Annotated in this window: 14 protein-coding genes; 10 read left to right on the top strand and 4 right to left on the bottom strand. The window is 69.4% G+C overall.

Features of this window, described 5'->3' with window-relative positions; all coding sequences use genetic code 11:
- Positions 1–319 precede the first annotated feature (319 nt).
- The 4 genes from FOE78_RS11590 (at position 320) to FOE78_RS11575 (ending at position 3,547) form a co-directional block, all read left to right on the top strand.
- Positions 320–481 carry a DUF5679 domain-containing protein gene (locus tag FOE78_RS11590; RefSeq protein WP_228265796.1) on the top strand — a complete coding sequence of 54 codons (162 nt, stop codon included), beginning with the start codon at positions 320–322 and terminating at the stop codon, positions 479–481.
- Positions 482–681: 200 nt separating this feature from the next.
- Complete coding sequence (locus FOE78_RS11585; protein WP_143986426.1) at positions 682–1,677, top strand: ThiF family adenylyltransferase; 996 nt, start codon at positions 682–684, stop codon at positions 1,675–1,677.
- Between the two features lie 99 nt (positions 1,678–1,776).
- Positions 1,777–3,099, top strand: coding sequence for an ABC1 kinase family protein (locus FOE78_RS11580; RefSeq protein WP_143986425.1), 1,323 nt, complete (start codon positions 1,777–1,779; stop codon positions 3,097–3,099).
- Between the two features lie 70 nt (positions 3,100–3,169).
- A complete protein-coding gene (locus tag FOE78_RS11575) occupies positions 3,170–3,547 on the top strand; it encodes a VOC family protein (RefSeq protein ID WP_143986424.1) in 378 nt (125 codons plus the stop codon).
- 119 nt (positions 3,548–3,666) lie between these two features.
- Here FOE78_RS11575 and FOE78_RS24165 read toward each other — a convergent pair whose 3' ends face one another.
- The 4 genes from FOE78_RS24165 to FOE78_RS11555 all read right to left on the bottom strand — a co-directional run bounded on the left by FOE78_RS24165 (position 3,667) and on the right by FOE78_RS11555 (position 7,091).
- Positions 3,667–3,780, bottom strand: coding sequence for a DNA recombination/repair protein RecA (locus FOE78_RS24165; protein WP_143986423.1), 114 nt, complete (start codon positions 3,778–3,780; stop codon positions 3,667–3,669).
- Entirely contained in the window at positions 3,777–4,229 is a 453-nt protein-coding gene (locus tag FOE78_RS24900) for a WhiB family transcriptional regulator (protein ID WP_143986422.1), read from the bottom strand. The genes FOE78_RS24165 and FOE78_RS24900 overlap by 4 nt, the downstream gene beginning before the upstream one ends.
- A 144-nt stretch (positions 4,230–4,373) precedes the next feature.
- Positions 4,374–4,715, bottom strand: a complete 342-nt coding sequence (locus tag FOE78_RS11560; RefSeq protein WP_143986421.1) for a hypothetical protein — start codon at positions 4,713–4,715, stop codon at positions 4,374–4,376.
- Positions 4,716–4,970: 255 nt separating this feature from the next.
- Positions 4,971–7,091, bottom strand: a complete 2,121-nt coding sequence (locus FOE78_RS11555) for an ATP-dependent DNA helicase UvrD2 (RefSeq protein WP_210414537.1) — start codon at positions 7,089–7,091, stop codon at positions 4,971–4,973.
- An 87-nt stretch (positions 7,092–7,178) separates the two neighbouring features.
- On the opposite strand from FOE78_RS11555, the gene FOE78_RS11550 reads away from it, so the two are divergent.
- From FOE78_RS11550 to recD, 6 genes are read left to right on the top strand one after another with little or no spacing between them, the layout of a single operon-like run.
- Positions 7,179–7,421 carry a mycoredoxin gene (locus FOE78_RS11550; RefSeq protein WP_143986420.1) on the top strand — a complete coding sequence of 81 codons (243 nt, stop codon included), beginning with the start codon at positions 7,179–7,181 and terminating at the stop codon, positions 7,419–7,421.
- A 46-nt stretch (positions 7,422–7,467) separates the two neighbouring features.
- Positions 7,468–8,154 carry an HAD family hydrolase gene (locus FOE78_RS11545; RefSeq protein WP_168207487.1) on the top strand — a complete coding sequence of 229 codons (687 nt, stop codon included), beginning with the start codon at positions 7,468–7,470 and terminating at the stop codon, positions 8,152–8,154.
- A 4-nt stretch (positions 8,155–8,158) separates the two neighbouring features.
- The gene (locus FOE78_RS11540; RefSeq protein WP_143986418.1) at positions 8,159–9,103 is read left to right on the top strand and encodes an aminoglycoside phosphotransferase family protein; all 945 of its coding nucleotides are present in this window, start codon (positions 8,159–8,161) and stop codon (positions 9,101–9,103) included.
- Positions 9,104–9,141: 38 nt separating this feature from the next.
- Positions 9,142–12,594, top strand: coding sequence for an exodeoxyribonuclease V subunit gamma (gene recC, locus FOE78_RS11535; RefSeq protein ID WP_143986417.1), 3,453 nt, complete (start codon positions 9,142–9,144; stop codon positions 12,592–12,594).
- A gap of 2 nt (positions 12,595–12,596) precedes the next feature.
- Positions 12,597–16,193 (top strand): UvrD-helicase domain-containing protein, encoded by a 3,597-nt coding sequence (locus FOE78_RS11530; protein WP_143988748.1) that lies wholly within the window; start codon positions 12,597–12,599, stop codon positions 16,191–16,193.
- The gene (recD, locus tag FOE78_RS11525; protein ID WP_143986416.1) at positions 16,190–18,193 is read left to right on the top strand and encodes an exodeoxyribonuclease V subunit alpha; all 2,004 of its coding nucleotides are present in this window, start codon (positions 16,190–16,192) and stop codon (positions 18,191–18,193) included. The genes FOE78_RS11530 and recD overlap by 4 nt, the downstream gene beginning before the upstream one ends.
- Positions 18,194–18,197 lie beyond the last annotated feature (4 nt).

The following is an 18,197-nucleotide window of genomic DNA, read 5'->3' as shown; positions in this document are numbered from 1 at the left end:
CATCGTCCACAGAGTTATCCACCGAAGTGGAGATCTCGGCGTTTGACGGGTGGGAGATTTACCCATAACGTGCAGGTCACGAAACCTCCGGATGGTCGGCACGCTCGCAGGGGAAGGCAAGCGATCCGATGTTCCTGGAGGTTTCGTCCTTCCCGGCCCCGGCCGACACACCGGGCGGCAATCCGCACGCGCAGTGGGTTTGCGGCATACTCACCTAGAGTTACCGGCGAGTGAGCGCTTGTCGGCCAGGCTGACCCCCGGGTCCGTGCCGGAAACCCGGCCACGGAGATGAGCGCCCATGTACGAGCGAGGAGAGAACGTGGCTGCAGAGACCTACAGTGGTGAGTTTTACTGTGTCAAGTGCAAGGAGAAGCGTGAGGCCACCGGCGAGGTCAAGGTCAACGAGAAGGGCACCCGGATGGCCAAGGCGAAGTGCCCGGTGTGCGGCACCAACCTGAACCGCATCCTCGGGAAGGCCTGACCCGAAGACTTTGAAGTGCCCGGCGTCTGCCGGACCTGACGACTGCGAATGGGGCGACACCGCGATTCGGTGTCGCCCCATCGTCGTCTCCGCAGGACGCCCTTTCCGAGGACGACGCAACTCGATCCGCCGCGCGGTCTGTACCCGTACCTGTGGACAACCGCCCGGGTCCGGGGCCGCCGTGGCCCCAGAATCGACTCATGCCAGCTGTCGATCGCGCCACCGAGGAACGACCTCGTCTGGTGCCCGGTATGCCCGTGCTGGAGCGCGGCCCGGGCCAACTCCAGATCGGCCTCGGACCGGACGCGGGGCTGGTGCTCTCCGGTGCACCGACCGGCCTGCGCGCCGTGCTCGCGCTGGTCGACGGCAACCACGGCCGGTCGCAGATCCTGGCCGCGGCCCGACGCTCGGACATCGAGCCCGAACTGATCGACCGGATCCTGCGCTCACTGTCCTCCGCCGGCCTGTTGATCGACAACACCTCGGCCCCCGCCGCCGCCATCGACCTGTCCCGGCAGCGGATCCGACTGGTCGGCGCCGGCCGGCTCGGACGTGCGGTCGCCACCGCACTGCTGGAGGCTCAGGTCGGCAGCCTCTTCCTGGTCGACGGCGATCCGATCGACCCGGCCGTGTACCCGCGGCCGGGGCTCGCGTCCTCGGCCGCGCAGGCACTGCAGTCCGTGCTGCAACACCTGCCCGATCGTGACCACACCGACGGGCTGCCGTGCGCTACCGAGGTCCGGGTCGTCGGCCACTGGACCAAGCCCGAACATCTCAGTCCCGATCTGACCGTGATCGCGACCGACCGAGCCGAACCGGACCGCGCGATCGGCGAGGACTACACCCGGATCGACCACCCGCACCTCTTCGTCCGACCGCTTCTCGACGGCGTGCTGGTCGGTCCGTTCGTCCGACCGGGTCGCGGCCCGTGTCTGCGCTGCACCGATCTGACCCGCCGCGACGCCGACGAAGCCTGGCCGCTGCTGCTCGCCCAGCTGTGCCGCACCCGACTGCCGGTGCTGCCGCTGCTGGCGACGTGGGCCGGTACCACCGCGGTCGGCCAGCTCGCCCATCATCTGGCCGGCGGCGTACCGAGCACCGCCTCGGGCACGCTGGAGCTGGTCGCGCCCGAGTGCGAGCTGCGCTATCGCAGCTGGCCGATGCACCCGTCCTGCGGCTGCGCCTGGTACGCGTGACCAGGCACATCCGGATCAGGACGCGTGATCACGGGCCGCGTGACGAGGGCCACGTCTGGGCCGAGCCGGACCGGATTGCTGCTGAGCAAGAATGGCCGCATGAGTTCAGACGACGACTCGCTGGCCCGCTCCGCGTTCCGGCGCGGTGCCAAACTCGCCTCGCTGCCGATCGGCTATGCCGGCCGGGCCACCCTCGGCCTGGGCAAGCGGCTGGGCGGGACGCCCGCGGAGACCGTGAACGAGCAGCTGCAGGCGCGGGCGGCCGATCAGCTGTTCCGGGTGCTGGGTGAGCTGAAGGGCGGGGCGATGAAGGTCGGCCAGGCGATGAGCCTGTTCGAGTCGTTCCTGCCCGACGAGGTGGCTGCCCCGTACCGGGAGAAGCTGTCGATGCTGCGCGATTCCGCGCCGCCGATGCCGACCTCGCGCGTGCACGCGGTGCTCGCGCGTGAACTCGGCCCGCACTGGCGGGATCACTTCCGCAGCTTCGAGTCGCGGCCGGCCGCGGCCGCCTCGATCGGCCAGGTGCATCGCGCGGTCTGGTCCGACGGCCGGACGGTGGCGGTGAAGGTGCAGTACCCCGGCGCCGACGAGGCGCTGCGATCGGACCTGAAGCAGTTGGGCCGGCTCGCCTCCATCGCCGGCCCGCTGGCCGGTGGGATGGACGTCAAGGCGGTGGCCGAGGAGTTCGCGGCCCGAATCGACGAGGAACTCGACTACAACCTCGAGGCACGGTCCCAGCAGGCGTTCGCCGACGCCTTCGCCGACGATCCCGAGTTCGTCGTACCGAACGTGCTGGCGCACACCCAGCGGGTGATGGTCAGCGACTGGATCGACGGCGAGCCGCTGACCGGCATCGCCGACCGGCCGGACGACGAACGCAACACCATCGGCCTGAAGTACGTACGCTTCCTGTTCGCCGGCCCGAGCCGGGTCCAGATGCTGCATGCCGACCCGCATCCCGGCAACTTCAAGGTGCTGGCCGACGGGCGGCTCGGCGTCGTCGACTTCGGCCTGGTGGCTCGGCTTCCCGACGGCCTGCCGTACGAGATCGGCCGGACGTTGCGGATCGCGATGACCGGCGATGATCATGCGGCGGTGGCGCTGCTGCAGCAGGAGGGATTCCTCACCCGCGAGGTGGATCCGCAACTGGTGATGGACTACCTGGCACCGTTCGTCGAACCGGCCGCCGAGGAGCAGTTCACCTTCAACCGGGCCTGGATGCAGGACATCTACCGGCAGGCCAACGCCGACTCGATCGCTGCCCGCGAATTCGGCAAGGCGTTCAACCTGCCGACCGACTACCTGCTGATCCACCGGGTCTGGATGGGCGGCATCGCGGTGCTCTCCCAGCTCGGCATCACGGCCGGTTTCCGGGCCGTGCTGGACGAGTTTCTGCCCGGGTTCGCGGTCGAACCGGCCTGACAGCGGATTCGGCGAGATCGGATCGATCGCTTCGGCAGCGAGTGTCGGTGGCTTCGGCAAGGATCGAGCCATGATTGATCATTTCGGCATCAACGTCAGTGACATGGCCACCGCGAGCGCCTTCTACGACAAGGTCCTGGGGGTGCTCGGACATCGCCGGTTGATGGACTTCGGCGTCGCCGTCGGCTACGGCACCGAACAGCCGCAGTTCTGGATCTCCACCTTCGAGGGTGTCGGCGCCAACCGCGAGGTGCACGTGGCCTTCACCGCGCCGGACGCGGCCACGGTCCGGGCGTTCGGTCAGGCCGCGACCGATCTCGGCGCGGAGATCCTGCACGAGCCGCGGATCTGGCCCGAATACCACGAGCACTACTTCGCCGTCTTCGTCCGCGACACCGAGGGAAACAACATCGAGGCGGTATGCCACACGGCCGAGCTCGACGACTGATCACCCGCTGCCGTAACGCATCAGCAGACAAGACGCCCGCCGCCCGGCAACCGAAGTTGCCGGGCGGCGGGCGTTTCTGACCTGCTACCCCAGGCGATCAGGACAGCTACCCCAGGTCATCAGGACAGGGCGCGACCGAGCCAGAGCCGGACGGCGTGGAACATCCGGCTCGCCCGACCCCCGCCGAGGGTGCTCGGTCCGCCGAAGATCCTGCCGACCGGCTCGGCGGTCATGCCGCTCGCTCCGGACGGTCCTCGGACCCGCGCCCCGGACCCTGCTGCGCACCGACGGCAACCCGGCGGTCCTTGTGCTGCGGCTCCAGGGCCCACCGGCGCACCACGGAGGGAGCTACCTCGGTCTGCTCGGGCAACGGATGCTTCCGTGGACGCCCTCGCGGGCGCTTCCGAGCCACAACCTCACCCTGGACCAGCAACTGTCCGCCCCAGACACCCCACGGCTCGTGCCGCTGCAGGGCGCCGGCGAGGCAGGCATCCTGCACCGGGCAATCGCGGCACAGCGACTTCGCGTACTCCACATCCGCGGGCTGCTCGGCAAAGAACACCTCCGGATCGACGAGACGACACGGAGTGTCGTCCGCGGCGAACATCGGATCGAAGATCTCCCCCACGACAGGCGCGAGCAGTTGGGTGGCCAGGGACTGGTTACTGACTGCATCAAACATGTCGGCCAACTTCTCTTCTCGGGTGGCCCGCTACGGCGTTGGTTTACGCCGGGCGGAACCGCCCTCGGTTTGGGCCGGGAAACACGAAGGCCGTGAATCCCGGATTGCCTCGGGTTCACGGCCTTGAGTCGGCTCGGTGTTGATCTACACCGGTGGACTCGGAGGTCTGGACCCCAGACTGGTGACAAAGGCGCCCTTGGCGTTGCGGCTCATACCCTGAGCACCCTGGTCGATGACGGCAGCGCACGGCTTGCTCGAGTCGAGCTGCACGGTGACGTCGGTGGTGATGGACTTGTGGTCATTGATCTGCGACAGCAGGTCCTGATGAAGCGCGATGCCGGCCGTCGGGCGGACGGAGGCGGAATAACGGCCACCGGCGGGCATGATCGTGCCGAGAGCACGCGACAGCGACATCGTCAGCCGTGGGCGCGATGCTGGGATGATCACGGTGGACCGCGTGCTGATGCTGCGGGTCAACGTCGCCATGTCACTGCCTCCTCTCGGCGCATGATCAACATCGTCAGACTCCTGACTCGATGTCCGGTGGATTTTGCGGCCGGATGATTGCCGCATCGGAAACACTATGGCCACATGGGCTGCGTGGCAACCGATTTAGCCCGTTTCGGTGACTTATTTTCCCGATGGCCACCTCAGATGCTCGATCGGCGCAGAACCTAAGGTACGAGTAAGTCGCCGAGCCGCACTCCGACACCACATCGTCCGAAGCGAATGCTGCAGATTTCAACTGTCATTGACGACCTCCAACAGGTCGGCACCGTACTTGCTGATCTTGGTCGCGCCGACTCCGGTGACCTTGATCAACTCGCGCGCGGTACGAGGCCGGGCCTCCGCGATCGCCAGCAGCGTTGCGTCGGTGAAGACGCAGTAGGCCGGCACCCGCTCGGTCTCGGCCTGGGACTTGCGCCAGGTCCGCAACCGCTCCAGGGTCGGCTCGTCGTAGCTGGCCGGGCAGCCGGCGTGACGTCCGAGCTTGCGCTCGGCCGCATCGTTCAGGTGCCGGCCGCAGGATCGGCAGGTTGCCGCCAGCGCGGTGGACGTTCGCCGAGCAGACCGGACCGGTCCGTTCGGCCGGGTCGCACCGCTGCCCGGCCGGACACCGTCGATGAAGCGCGACGGCCGCCGCTCGCCGGATCCGTTCCGGGTCCGGGCCCAGGAGATCCGCAGCCGGGTCTTGGCCCGCGTGACGCCGACATAGAACAGCCGCCGCTCCTCCTCGACCTCGTCCGGCGTGGTAGCCAGCACGAACGGCAGTGATCCCTCGCTGACGCCGACGACGGCAACGGCCTCCCACTCCAGCCCCTTGGCCGAGTGCAGGGTGGACACCGTGACACCGTCGGCGCTCGGCACGTGTTGGGCGTCGGCTCGACGTTGCAGCTCGACCACGACATCGGCCAGCGTGCAACCCGGTTGTTGCCGGACCAGGTCGTCGGCCACCGAGACCAGGGCCGCCAGCGACTCCCACCGCTCCCGCACCGCACCGGTGCCGGAAGGTGGCTGGTCGGTCCAGCCCATGCTGCCGAGCAGCAGCTTCACCTGCTCGGCCGCAGACCGCGAGTCGGGTTCGGTGGATTCGCCGGAGGCCGCGATCCGGGCCTGCGTGCGCAAGGTGATCAACGCCTGCCGGACCTCCGGCCGCTCGTAGAAGCGCTCGCCGCCGCGGACCAGGTAGGGCACGTCGCGATCGGCCAGCGCCTGCTCGAAGGCGGGTGACTGGGCGTTCACCCGGAACAGCACGGCCATCTCGCGGTACTCGATACCGCCCTTGTGCAGCGAGGCCAGCCAGTCCGCGACGTCGGCGGCTTCGGACGCTTCGTCGGCTGCGTCGGCGAACACCGGCTCCGGGCCGGACTCGCGCTGGGCCTCCAACTGGACCGAACCGAGCTGACCACCGTCGGCGGGGCGGGCCCGTTGCAGCACCCGATTGGCGACCCGGACGACCTGCGGGGTGGAGCGGTAGTCGCGAATCAGCCGGATCACGGTGCTGCCCGGGTGGCGTTTGGCGAAACCGGTCAGGAAGCCGGCCTGTGCGCCGGCGAAGGAGTGAATCGTCTGCGCCGGATCGCCGACCACACAGAGATCCTGCGAGTCGCCGCGCCACAGGTCGAGCAACGCCTGCTGCAGCGGGCTGACGTCCTGATACTCGTCGACCACCAGATGCCGGTAGGTGCGGCGGATCTCGGTGGCGACCCGATCGTGCTCGGCGATCATCGCCGCGGTGCAGAGCAGGATGTCCTCGAAGTCGATCCGCTGCCGCTCCCGCTTGACCTCCTCGTACGCCGCGAAGGCGCGGGCCACCGTCTCGGCGTCGAAGGAAGCGAGCTCGCGACCGCGTGATCCGGCCAGCTCAAGGTAGCTGTCGGGGGTGACGTTGCTGACCTTGGCCCAGCTGATTTCGCTCATCAGGTCCCGCAGGCCCGGCGCCGCGGTGGGCAGCCGCAGCCGAGAAGCGGCCTCGGCGATCACCCCGTACCGGTTGTCCAGCACGGGCGGCAGATCCGACCCGTACGCCTTGGGCCAGAAGTACTGCGCCTGCCGCAACGCGGCCGAGTGGAACGTCCGGGCCTGCACCCCAGCGATGCCCAGCCGTTGCAGCCGGCCTCGCATCTCGCCGGCGGCCCGGGTGGTGAAGGTGACGGCAAGCACCGAGGTCGGCGCATACACCCCGGTCGCCACGGCGTAGGCGATCCGGTGGGTGATCGCCCGGGTCTTGCCGGTGCCGGCGCCGGCGATCACCGCCACCGGCCCGCCCAGGCTGGTGGCCACCGCCCGCTGCTCCGGATCCAGCCGATCCAGCAGCTGGTCCGCGTCGGGGACTGCCGCAGGACTGGCCGAGATCGTCATGCCGACGACCCTAGACCGGCGTACCGACAACGCGGCCGGCGAGCATCCCGCGGAATAGTTCGTCCGGCGATCCGGTTGGCTGTCGGCATGAGCACGTTCACCATGTACACCACCCCCTGGTGCGGATATTGCTTCCGGCTGAAGCAGCAACTGAAGCGCGAGCAGATCGACTTCGACGAGGTGGACATCGAGCAACAGCCGGCGGCCGCTGAGCTGGTGGCGTCGGTGAATCACGGCAATCAGACCGTGCCGACGCTGGTGTTCTCCGACGGTTCCGCGCTGACGAACCCGTCGGTGCGCGAGGTGACCGCCAAGCTCGCGTCGCTCTGAGCGACCGCTTCGCGGCGTCCGCCGGGACTGTGATGAGATGCCGTACGTGTCCGTTCAGCCTGCAGATGTTGCCGACGACCGCCCGGTGATCTTGTTCGATCTCGACGGTACGGTGCTGGACTCGGCTCCCGGCATTGTCGCGGCCCAGCAGCAGGCGTTGCGCGACGTCGGATTCGAACCGCCGGACGAGGCGGAGTTGCTCAGTGATCTCGGTCCGCCACCGGCGGTGATCTTCGCCCGGATCGGACTGCCGGAGGAGTTGATCACGCCGGCGGTCGAGGCCTATCGCCGGCACTATCTCGGTCGGGGCATCCGTAACGCGGCCCTGTTCCCCGGCGTCGCCGAGTTGCTCGACCTGCTGCGGCCGCACTATCGGCTGGCCACCGCGACGATGAAGTTGATCACCACTGCCATCCCGTTTCTGCAGCACCATGGCGTCGCCGGACGTTTCGAGGTGATCGGCGGCGCGCAGGACGGTGTCGTCGACAAGCCGGCAATCATCAAGGCCACCCGGATCGCTCTCGGCGAACCACCCGCGGAAAAGATGATCATGGTCGGCGATCGACACTCCGACATCTCCGGCGGCCGTGCCGAAGGACTGCGTACGATCGCGGTCAGCTGGGGCTACGGCAGTCGCGACGAGTTGCTGGCCAGCGATCCGGACGTGATCATCGACCGCCCGGACGAGTTGCCCGCGGCCGCTGAGCGATTGCTGGCCGAGGTGCGCGGTTGATGTGATGATCAACTTCGCAGGGCTCCGAGTGCCGCCGGAGCTGGTCGACTCGCATCGAAGATATTTCGGCGAGGCCGGGCTCCGGTGGGTGTCCGAGGCTCCGAGGATCGCCGCCGAACTGTTGCAGCAGTGGCAACTCACTCCGGACGGTCCGAGCGGACACGGTGCGGTGGCCTGGGTGCTGCCGGTGCGCAGTGTTGATCATGGTCCGGCGGTGCTGAAGCTGCAGCCGATCGACGACGAGACCGTCGGCGAACCCGTAGCCCTGCAAGCATGGCACGGCGACGGCGCAATCCGGTTGCTCGACCATGATCAACAGACCGGGAGTCTGCTGCTGGAACGCGCGGATGCCGAACGCAGTCTGGACGTGATCGAAGATGATCTTGCCGCGCTCCAGCTGCTGTCCGAACTGCTGGCCAGGCTCAGCCGATGGCCGGCACCACCGCAGCTGCGCCGGTTGTCCGACATCGGCGAACGGTTGCTGCAACGAGTGCCGCCCACCCTGGCCAAGATCGGCAACGATCCGTTGCGGACCATGATCAACAGTTGCGCAGCCGCACTCGGCGAAGTGCTGCCGGAGTCCGGAGATCGGCTGCTGCATTGGGATCTTCACTATCAGAACGTGCTCGGCAGCCTGCCCGACACGGGCCGGGAGCCTTGGCTGGCGATCGACCCGAAGCCGCTGGCCGGCGATCCCGGCTTCGAACTGCTGCCGGCCCTGCACAACCGCTGGTCCGACGTGATCGCCCGGGGCGAGGTGGCCGGGGCGCTGCGGCGGCGGTTCGATCTGATGACCGAGGTGCTGGATCTGGATCGGGATCGGGCCACCGCCTGGACCTTGGCCCGGGTGCTGCAGAACGTGGTCTGGGACATCGAGAACGACGACAGCGGCGGCGGTCTCTCCGCCGCCGATCGGGTGATCGCCGACGTGCTGCTGGGCCGCTCCTGACCACACTGTCGGTGGCGCACTTTAGAGTGGCGGACGCCATGGGAATTCAGCTACATCGGGCACGACGAGCCGACCGGTTGGTCACCGGACTCGGCGCCGTCCTGCGGACCCCGCTACCCGATCCGTTCGCGACCGAGATCGTCGCGGTGCCCACCCGCGGGGTCGAGCGCTGGCTGGCCCAATCGCTGTCCCACGTGCTGGGTGCCGCCGGCGAGGCAGCCGGCGACGGCGTCTGTGCCGGCATCGACTTCCCTTCCCCGGAGCGGATGGTCGGCCAGGCACTCTTCGGTGTCACCGGCGTCGACCCGAGAGAAGATCCGTGGCATCCGCGCCGGGCGGTCTGGCCACTGCTCTCGGTGGTGGACTCGGCCCGGCAGCAGCGCTGGGCCGAGCCGCTGTGGCGCTACCTGGCCCGCTCCGCCGACTCCCCCGCCGCCGATGACTCGGGCGCCGGTCGACGGTTCGCGACCACCCGGCATCTGGCCGAGCTGCTGGACAGCTACGCGGCCAACCGACCGCAGATGATCGAGCACTGGATCGCCGGCCGCGACGTTGACGGCAACGGCAACGCGCTGCCGTCCGAGTGGGGCTGGCAGGCGGAGTTGTGGCGGCGGTTGCGGGCCGAGATCGGTTCGCCCAGCCCGGCCGAGCGGCTCCGTACGGCCTGTCAGAAGTTGATCATGGAGCCGGAGTGTTCCGACCTGCCGGGCCGGGTCTCGGTCTTCGGCCCGACCCGATTGCCGTACGCGACGCTTGCGGTGCTCTCCGCGCTGGCCCGGCATCGGCAGATCCACCTCTGGTTGCCGCACGCCTCCCCCGCGCTGTGGGCGGCGATCGCGCACGCACTCGACGACCGGGACGGGTTCGGTCACGACCTCGAGCGCGACGCGATGTTGCCGGCGGCGGCGGGACGTCGGGCCGCGGACCCGACCGCGACCATTCCGCAGAACAGACTGCTCGGCTACCTCGGCCGGGATTCCCGCGAGTTCCAGCTCAGCCTGGCCGGGTTGCCGGCGGACGTTCAAGATCATCCTCTGGATGATGCCGATCAACCGCCGGCGACGTTGCTGTCCCGGTTGCAGTCCGATCTGGCGGCCGACCGGCCACTGAGTACGCCTGCTGCGGCCGATCGCATCGGGGCCGACGACGACAGCATCTCGGTGCATGCGGCGCACGGTCCGGACCGGCAGGTCGAGGTGCTGCGCGAACTGCTGCTGGGGCTGCTGGCCGAGGAACCGACGCTGGAGCCTCGGGACATCATCGTGATGTGCCCGGACATCGAGACCTACGCTCCGCTGATCTCGGCCGCATTCGGCGCCCAGCTGACCGACGAGGACGACACCGCATTCGCCGGGCATCCGGGCCATCAGCTGCGGGTCCGGTTGGCCGACCGCTCGTTGCGACAGCTCAATCCCCTGCTTCAGGTGCTGGCCGAGCTGTTCGATCTGGCGGAGTCCCGGGTCGAGGCGTCGGTGGTGGCCGACCTGTGCGCAACAGCTCCGGTCGCGACCAAGTTCGACTTCACCGACGACGACCTGCACCGACTGCGCGAGTTGGTCGAGCGGTCGGGTGTGCGATGGGGCCTGGACACTGCCGACCGGCAGCGCTTCGGGATGGACGGATTCGCGCAGAACACCTGGGCTGCCGGGCTGGATCGGATACTGCTCGGGGTCGCCATGGACGAGGACGGCGAGCATTTCCTCGGCACCACCCTGCCGATGGACGACATCGACGCCGGCGACGTGGACCTGGTCGGCCGGCTGACCGAGGTGGTCCGACGGCTGCGCGCGGTGATCGACTCCTTCGCCCGGCCGCAGCCGCTGCGGTCCTGGATCCAGGCCTGCCGGCAGGCGCTCGAGCTGATGACAGCGGTGTCGACGTCGGACAACTGGCAGGTCGGCCAGGCGTACGGCGAGCTGGCCCGGATCGCCGAGTCCGCGGCCGATCGCGACGAGCTGCCGCTGACCAGACGGGAGGCGCGGGCCGTGCTGGCCGACCTCTTCGCCGGCCGACCGAGCCGAGCCAACTTCCGTACCGGCACCCTGACGGTGGCGACCATGATGCCGATGCGCTCGGTGCCGCACCGGGTGGTCTGCCTGCTCGGGCTGGACGACGGCGTCTTCCCCCGCGCCGGACGGCTGGACGGCGACGACCTGCTCGCCGCCGATCCCTGGATCGGCGACCGGGACCGGCGCAGCGAGGACCGGCAACTGCTGCTGGACGCGATCATGTCCAGCACCGACCGGTTGATGATCATCTACTCCGGCGCCGACCCGCGGACGAACGCCGAGAAGCCGCCGTCGGTGCCGTTGGGCGAGCTGCTCGACGTGCTGGATCAGACCGCATCCGCTGCCGACGGCGGACCGGTCCGCACCCAGATCCTGCATCGGCATCCGCTGCAACCGTTCGACCCCCGCAATTTCACTTCTCCCCGGGCGTTCAGTTTCGACCCGGACGCGCTGGCCGGTGCCCGTGCTCTGGTGCGGCCGCGGGAGCCCGCCGAGCCGGTGTTCGACATCCGGCCGCTGCCCCGCTACCGGCTGCCGGAACTGATCCAACTGACCGACCTGATCAACTTCTACAACCATCCCCTTCGGTTCCTGGTCAGATGCCGAGCCGGCCTGAGTCTGTACGAGGACGAGCCGGCGGACCTGGACACCATGCCGATCGAGCTGGATCCCTTGCAGGCGTGGGCGATCGGGGATCGGATGTTGCGCCGGCGATTGTCCGGAGTCGAGCTCGACCAACTGGTCGGTGCGGAGTGGCGGCGGGGCGAGGTCCCGCCGCGAGCCATCGGTCAGCGGGCCTTGGCGCCGGTTGCCGACAACGTCGCCGAAGTCGCCGAACGCGCCCGGCCGCTGCTGACGGCCGAGCCGCGTACGGCCGACGTCAGCGCCCAGCTGGAGGTCACCGACGGGGCGGGCGGCTACACCGAGCACGCGCTGGTCGGCACGGTCGCCGGTGTGTACGGCGACCAGTTGATCACTGTGCAGTATTCGCGGCTCGGACCCAAGCATCGGTTGCAGTCGTGGATCAAGCTGCTGGCCGTCACCGCCGGCGATCCGAGGCCGTGGCAGGCGATCACCATCGGACGGGGCAACGCCTGGAATCCGCCGACCTCGGTGCTCGGCCCGGTCTCGCCGCAGTTCGCCCGGCTGGTGCTGGCAGATCTGGTCGATCTCTACCGCACCGGTCTGGGCGAACCACTGGCACTGCCGATGCAGACGGCCGCCGAGTACGCCCGGATCCGGCAGACCAAACCGGATCTGCCGATCCGCAATCTGCAGGGCAAGCTCGCCAAACTCTTCGAACAGTGGGATCGCGATGCCGCCTACCGTGCCTTCTTCGGCGACGAATTCGGCTACCAGGAGTTGATCAAGGTGCCGGCGATCGACACCGAGGCTCGCGGCAGCCTCGGCGAGCCGAGCCGATTCGGCACTCTGGCCCGCCGGGTCTGGCATCCGCTCCTGCTGGCCGAGGAGCTGAGTTGATCATGACCCAGACCCCGTACGCGACCCGGACCGAGCCGACCTCCTTCGACGTCTGCGGCGAGCTGCCCACCGGCACCACCGTGCTGGAGGCCAGCGCCGGCACCGGCAAGACCTACACCATCGCCGCCCTCGCTGCCCGCTACCTCGCCGAAGGCGTGGCCGAGCTGCCCGAGCTGATGGTGATCACCTTCGGCCGGATGGCCACCAACGAGCTGCGGATGCGGGTGCGTGAGCGACTGGTCGACGTCGAACAAGCGCTGGCCGTGGCGCTGTCCCGCGAGGTCGACGATGATCAAGAGATCGAAGTTGATCATCCCGACGACGTCACGCGGTTGTTGATCACCGGCCGACGATCCGAACTACGCCTGCGTCACCGCCGGATCCGGGCCGCGCTGGCGGAGTTCGACGCGGCCACGATCGCCACCACCCACGAGTTCTGCCAGACCATGCTGGACGAGCTCGGCGTGCTCGGCGATCATGAACCCGATGCGACGTTCACCGACAGCCTGACCGATCTGACCCACGAGGTCGCCGGCGACTGCTACCTGCAACGGTTCGCCGCCGATGCCGCCGCACCACCCTTCGACTTCGCCGAGGCGATCCGGATCGCCACCGACGTGATCCGGGACGAATCCGTCCCGCTGGTGCCGGTGCCCGAGGCCGACCAGAACCGATCGGCTCCGGCTCAGCGGTACGGCTTCGCCCAGGACGTCCGCCGGGCGCTGCGCGTCCGCAAGTCCCGCCGGCGGCTCTACAGCTACTCCGACATGTTGACCCGGCTGCGTGACACGCTGCATGATCCGCAGCTCGGCGAACGGGCCGCGAACCGGCTGCGGCAGCGCTACTCGGTCGTGCTGGTGGACGAATTCCAGGACACCGATCCGGTGCAGTGGGACATCCTGCGTACGGCGTTCGTCGGGCCGTCCGGTCGTGGTGACGGGGCGACGTTGATCTTGATCGGCGACCCGAAGCAGGCCATCTACGCCTTCCGCGGAGCCGACGTCTACTCCTATCTCGATGCCGTTGCCGAGGCCGGGCAGGTTGGCACACTCGGCGTGAACTGGCGCAGTGACACGGCGCTGGTGACCGCGATGGACCGGCTGATGGGCGAGTCGACGCTGGGCGATCCGCGGATCGCCGTACGTCCGGTTCGGGCGCATCATCGGCGACGCAGGCTGCGACCGGCCCAAGATCAACTCGGGCTGACCGAATCGGCGCCGGATCTCTGTGCCCCGATCCGGATCCGCTACCAGGCTTACGATCCCGAGGATCAGCAGTGGGTGCGTGGATTGCGGCGTACGGTGACGCGCGATCTCGTTGCCGATGTTGCCGCGCTGCTGGCGGCCAAACCCCTGCTGTGCATCGACGAACCCGGCGGTCGACCGATTCGGCCCGGCGACATCGCCGTCCTGGTCCGCCGCAACGAACGTGCCGAGGAGATCCGGACCGCGCTGACCGCGGCCGGCATCCCGGCGGTGGTGCTGGGTGCCAACAGCGTCTACTCCGGCGAGTTGGGCACCCACTGGCTGACCCTGCTGACCGCGCTCGAACAACCACGCCAGGCCCATGTCCGGGCCGTCGCGCTGACCCCGTTCGTCGGCTGGACGATGCGCCGACTGGCGACCGCGGACGAAGATCAACTCACCGAACTGTCGGCGATGATCCGGCGCTGGAGCCGCACACTGAACCATCGCGGCGTGGCCGGGCTGATGGAGGTGATCACCGCCGAGACCGAGCTCGGCCGACGGCTGCTGGGCTCGGTCGGCGGTGAACGCCGGCTCACCGACCTGCGTCACATCGGGCAGAGCCTGCATGCGGCGATGGTCGGCGGCCGACTGGGCGTCGGCGCCCTGATCGACTGGCTGCGGCAACGGATCGACGAGGCTCAGGGCGCCGGTCTCGACGAGCAGAGCCGCCGGTTGGAGACCGATGCCGAGGCGGTGCAGATCCTCACCGTGCATCGGAGCAAGGGACTGCAGTTCCCGATCGTCTACCTGCCGGAGGCGTGGGATCGATTCGTCCGGGACGAGGACGACGGCCGGCTGCTGCGGCTGCACGACCGCGGCGGCACGACAGCGCCCGCGCCGGGTGACGATCCGCGTCCGGGCGGCGATCTGGTGCTCGACGTGGGCGGGCTCGGCGGAGCCGGCCGGGCCGAACGGCTGGCTCGATGCCGGCAGGAGGACGCCGGGGAGGATCTCCGGCTCGCCTATGTCGCCTTCACCCGAGCGCAGGTCCAGCTGATCTCCTGGTGGATGCCGTCCGGCCGAAACACTCCCGGATCGGGCCTGCAGCGATTCCTCTTCCGCTCCCGCGAGTCCGGTGCGGCCGAGCCGGCCGATCGGTATCCGCTGAACACCGATCCCGGTACGTTGCCGCTGCTCGGCCCCGCCGCACGGTCCGAGGACGGCGCCCCACTGTTCTCCGTCGAGCCGATCGAGACCCGGCCGGTCGTCAGCTGGCAGCCCGAGCTTCCGGCGCCGCCGATGCTGGGCCGTCGGCGGTTCGACCGTGCCCTCGACCTGGACTGGCGACGCACCTCGTACTCGTCGCTGACCGCGGCGGCACACGGCAGCGAACTCGCGGCGGCCGGGGTCGGCAGCGAGGTCGATGTGACCAAGGAGGACGACGAGACCGCTGCCACGCAGTCGCTGACCGAGATCGCAACCGGCGAGATCGGCGTCGGCGCACTCACGACCGGCGGACCAGGCGGGGGGCCGGCGGTGGCCGGGGACGTCTCGCCGATGGACGCGCTGCCGCTGGGTGCCGCGTTCGGCACGCTGGTGCACGCCATCCTGGAACGGGTCGACCCCCAAGCCGGTCACCCTGATTCCGAAGACGTCGACCGTGCCGACCGAGTTCGTACCGCGTTGCGCGAGCTGGCTGCCGACGAGTTGGCCAAGCTGCCCGCCCAGCCGATGACTGCCGAGGCGCTCGCGGACGGGATTCTGCCGGCGATGCTGACGCCGTTGGGACCGCTGGCCGACGGGCTGCGGCTGTCCGACATCGGCGTCGAGGACAGGCTCGCCGAGCTCACCTTCGAGCTGCCGTTGGCCGGCGGCGACCGGCCACGAGCCGAGGTCCGGCTCGCCGATCTGGCGCCGCTGCTGGAACGCCACCTCGCCGACGGGCCGCTGGCGCGGTATCCGGCTCTGCTGACCGATCCCGTACTGGCCGAGCAACCGCTGCGCGGCTATCTGAACGGCAGCATCGACGCGGTGCTGCGGATCGGCGGCGACCGGCCGCGGTATCTGGTCGTGGACTACAAGACGAACTGGCTCGGTGATCTTGATCAGCGTCCGCTGCGGCTGACCGCCTACAGCCCGTCCCGGTTGCCGGAGGCGATGATGCGGGCGCACTATCCGCTGCAGGCGCTGCTCTACTCCGCCGCACTGCATCGCTACCTGCGTTGGCGGCAGCCCGGCTACCGGCCCGAAGATCATCTCGGCGGGGTGCTGTATCTCTTCGTCCGCGGCATGGGTGGACCGGACACGCCGCGGGAGGACGGGGTGCCCTGCGGGGTGTTCTCCTGGCGGCCGCCCGCGGAGTTGATCACGCAATTGTCCGAGTTGCTCGATCACGGGGGTCAGCCACGATGACCTCGATCGGCCTGGACCCTCTGTCGGCTACAGCACCGGCCGCCGTCGCGACGACCGCGGCTGCCGATCGCGACGACGTGCAGCTGGCCCACGGGGTGCCGGGTTTGCTCGGGGAGTTCAACCGAGCCGGGGTGCTCGGCGTCGCCGACGTGCATGCCGCCCGGGCGATCGGCCGGATCGGCGGCGAGACCCGTCCCCAGGTGCAGCTCGCGATTGCTCTGGCGGTGCGGGCGTTGCGGGCCGGGTCGGTCTGCATCGACCTGCGGACCATCGCCGATGCCGTGTTCGCCGACACCACCGCCGAGGACGCGAGCCAGCAACTGGACGTGTCCGCGTTGGCGTGGCCGGAGCCGGAATCCTGGTTCGCCGACTGCTCGGACAGCCCGCTGATCGCGGCCGAGGGCGAACCGGACGGGCGGCCACTGCGGATGGCCGGCGGCCTGCTCTACCTCGAACGTTATTGGCGGCAGGAGGAGACGGTACGGCGCCAGCTCCAGCTGCGGGCCGCCGCGCCGCCGCCGGTTGTCGATCTTGATCGGCTCCGTTCCGGGCTGCAGCGGATCTTCGACTCGGCAGGTTTGGCGCCGGGCGAACCGGACCTGCAGCAGCGGGCGGCCGCGATCAGCGTGCTGCGTTGGGTGAGCGTGCTGGCCGGCGGTCCGGGCACCGGCAAGACCACCACGGTGGCGAAACTGCTGGCGTTGCTGCAAGATCAACAATTGGCTGCCGCGGACTCGGGCGCCCGATATCGGCCGTTGCGGATCGCGTTGGCCGCCCCGACCGGAAAGGCGGCGGCCCGGCTGGAGGAGGCTGTGCGGGAGGCGTCCGGCCGGCTGCCGACGAGCGACCGCGGCCGGCTCGGCGAGCTGACCGCCTCCACCCTGCATCGGTTGCTGGGCTGGGTGCCGGAGAGCCGCAGCCGATTCCGCCATCACGCCCGCAACCACCTGCCCTACGACGTGGTGGTGGTGGACGAGATGTCGATGGTGTCGCTCACCCTGATGGCGCGGCTGCTCGATGCCGTGCGCCCCGATGCTCGGCTGATCCTGGTCGGCGACCCCGATCAGCTGTCCTCGGTGGAGGCCGGCGCGGTGCTGGCCGACATCGTCGGTGCGGCCGGGGGTGCCGTACCCGGTCTGCAGGAGTCGCTCGAACAGGTGTTGCCGGACCAGCCGCCGGCTGGTGATCGGACCGTCGACGATCAACAACCGGCACGAGCCGTGGTCCGGCTTCAGCACACCTGGCGGTTCGGTGGAGCGATCGATCAATTGGCCCGGGCGATCCGGGCCAGTGATCCAGACCGGGTGATGGAGGTGCTGCGGTCCGGCGACGAGAGTCTGATCTTCACCGAGCCGATCGGCGACCCCGCGGTCGCCGGAGATGCCGCCTTCGAGCCGGGCGCACTGGTGCTGCTTCGGACCGAGGTGGTCGACACGGCGCGAGCGATCAAGGTCGCCGCCGAAGCCGGCGACGTGTCCGCGGCGTTGGCCGGACTGGAACGCCATCGCCTGCTCTGCGCCCACCGACGCGGGCCGTACGGGGTGACGCACTGGACCCGGGAGATCCTGCGCTGGTTGGGAGATTCGCTGCCCGGCTACGCCACCGCCGGCGAGTGGTATCCGGGCCGCCCGTTGTTGATCACCGCCAATGACTACGAGATGTCGCTCTACAACGGCGACACCGGCGTGGTGGTGCAGACCGCGAACGGGATCCGGGCCGCGTTCGCTCGCGGCGGCGAGGCGACCATGATCTCCCCGGTCCGGCTGGACGCCGTCCAGTCGGTGCATGCGATGACGGTGCACCGAGCTCAGGGCAGCCAGTTTCGGACCGTGTCCTTCGTGGTGCCGCCACCGGACTCCCCGCTGCTGACCCGCGAGCTGCTCTACACCGCCGTCACCCGGGCCACCGAACGAGTGATCGTGATCGGCGCCGAGGATGCGATCCGGCGTGCCACCCTGCGGCCCGCCAACCGAGCCAGCGGGCTGCGCAACCGCCTCTGACCGA

It is taken from the genome of Microlunatus elymi (assembly GCF_007362775.1).
Taxonomy (GTDB): Bacteria; Actinomycetota; Actinomycetes; order Propionibacteriales; family Propionibacteriaceae; genus Microlunatus; species Microlunatus elymi.
Note: the sequence above shows the minus strand (reverse complement) of the source record. Positions and strands in the feature narration are given on the sequence as shown.

Coding starts and splice junctions, on each gene's coding strand:
- FOE78_RS11585 (WP_143986426.1), top strand. CDS start 682: ATGCCAGCTGTCGATCGCGCCACCGAGGAACGACCTCGTCTGGTGCCC.
- FOE78_RS11580 (WP_143986425.1), top strand. CDS start 1,777: ATGAGTTCAGACGACGACTCGCTGGCCCGCTCCGCGTTCCGGCGCGGT.
- FOE78_RS11575 (WP_143986424.1), top strand. CDS start 3,170: ATGATTGATCATTTCGGCATCAACGTCAGTGACATGGCCACCGCGAGC.
- FOE78_RS24165 (WP_143986423.1), bottom strand. CDS start 3,780: ATGACCGCCGAGCCGGTCGGCAGGATCTTCGGCGGACCGAGCACCCTC.
- FOE78_RS24900 (WP_143986422.1), bottom strand. CDS start 4,229: ATGTTTGATGCAGTCAGTAACCAGTCCCTGGCCACCCAACTGCTCGCG.
- FOE78_RS11560 (WP_143986421.1), bottom strand. CDS start 4,715: ATGGCGACGTTGACCCGCAGCATCAGCACGCGGTCCACCGTGATCATC.
- FOE78_RS11555 (WP_210414537.1), bottom strand. CDS start 7,091: ATGACGATCTCGGCCAGTCCTGCGGCAGTCCCCGACGCGGACCAGCTG.
- FOE78_RS11550 (WP_143986420.1), top strand. CDS start 7,179: ATGAGCACGTTCACCATGTACACCACCCCCTGGTGCGGATATTGCTTC.
- FOE78_RS11540 (WP_143986418.1), top strand. CDS start 8,159: ATGATCAACTTCGCAGGGCTCCGAGTGCCGCCGGAGCTGGTCGACTCG.
- recC (WP_143986417.1), top strand. CDS start 9,142: ATGGGAATTCAGCTACATCGGGCACGACGAGCCGACCGGTTGGTCACC.
- FOE78_RS11530 (WP_143988748.1), top strand. CDS start 12,597: ATGACCCAGACCCCGTACGCGACCCGGACCGAGCCGACCTCCTTCGAC.
- recD (WP_143986416.1), top strand. CDS start 16,190: ATGACCTCGATCGGCCTGGACCCTCTGTCGGCTACAGCACCGGCCGCC.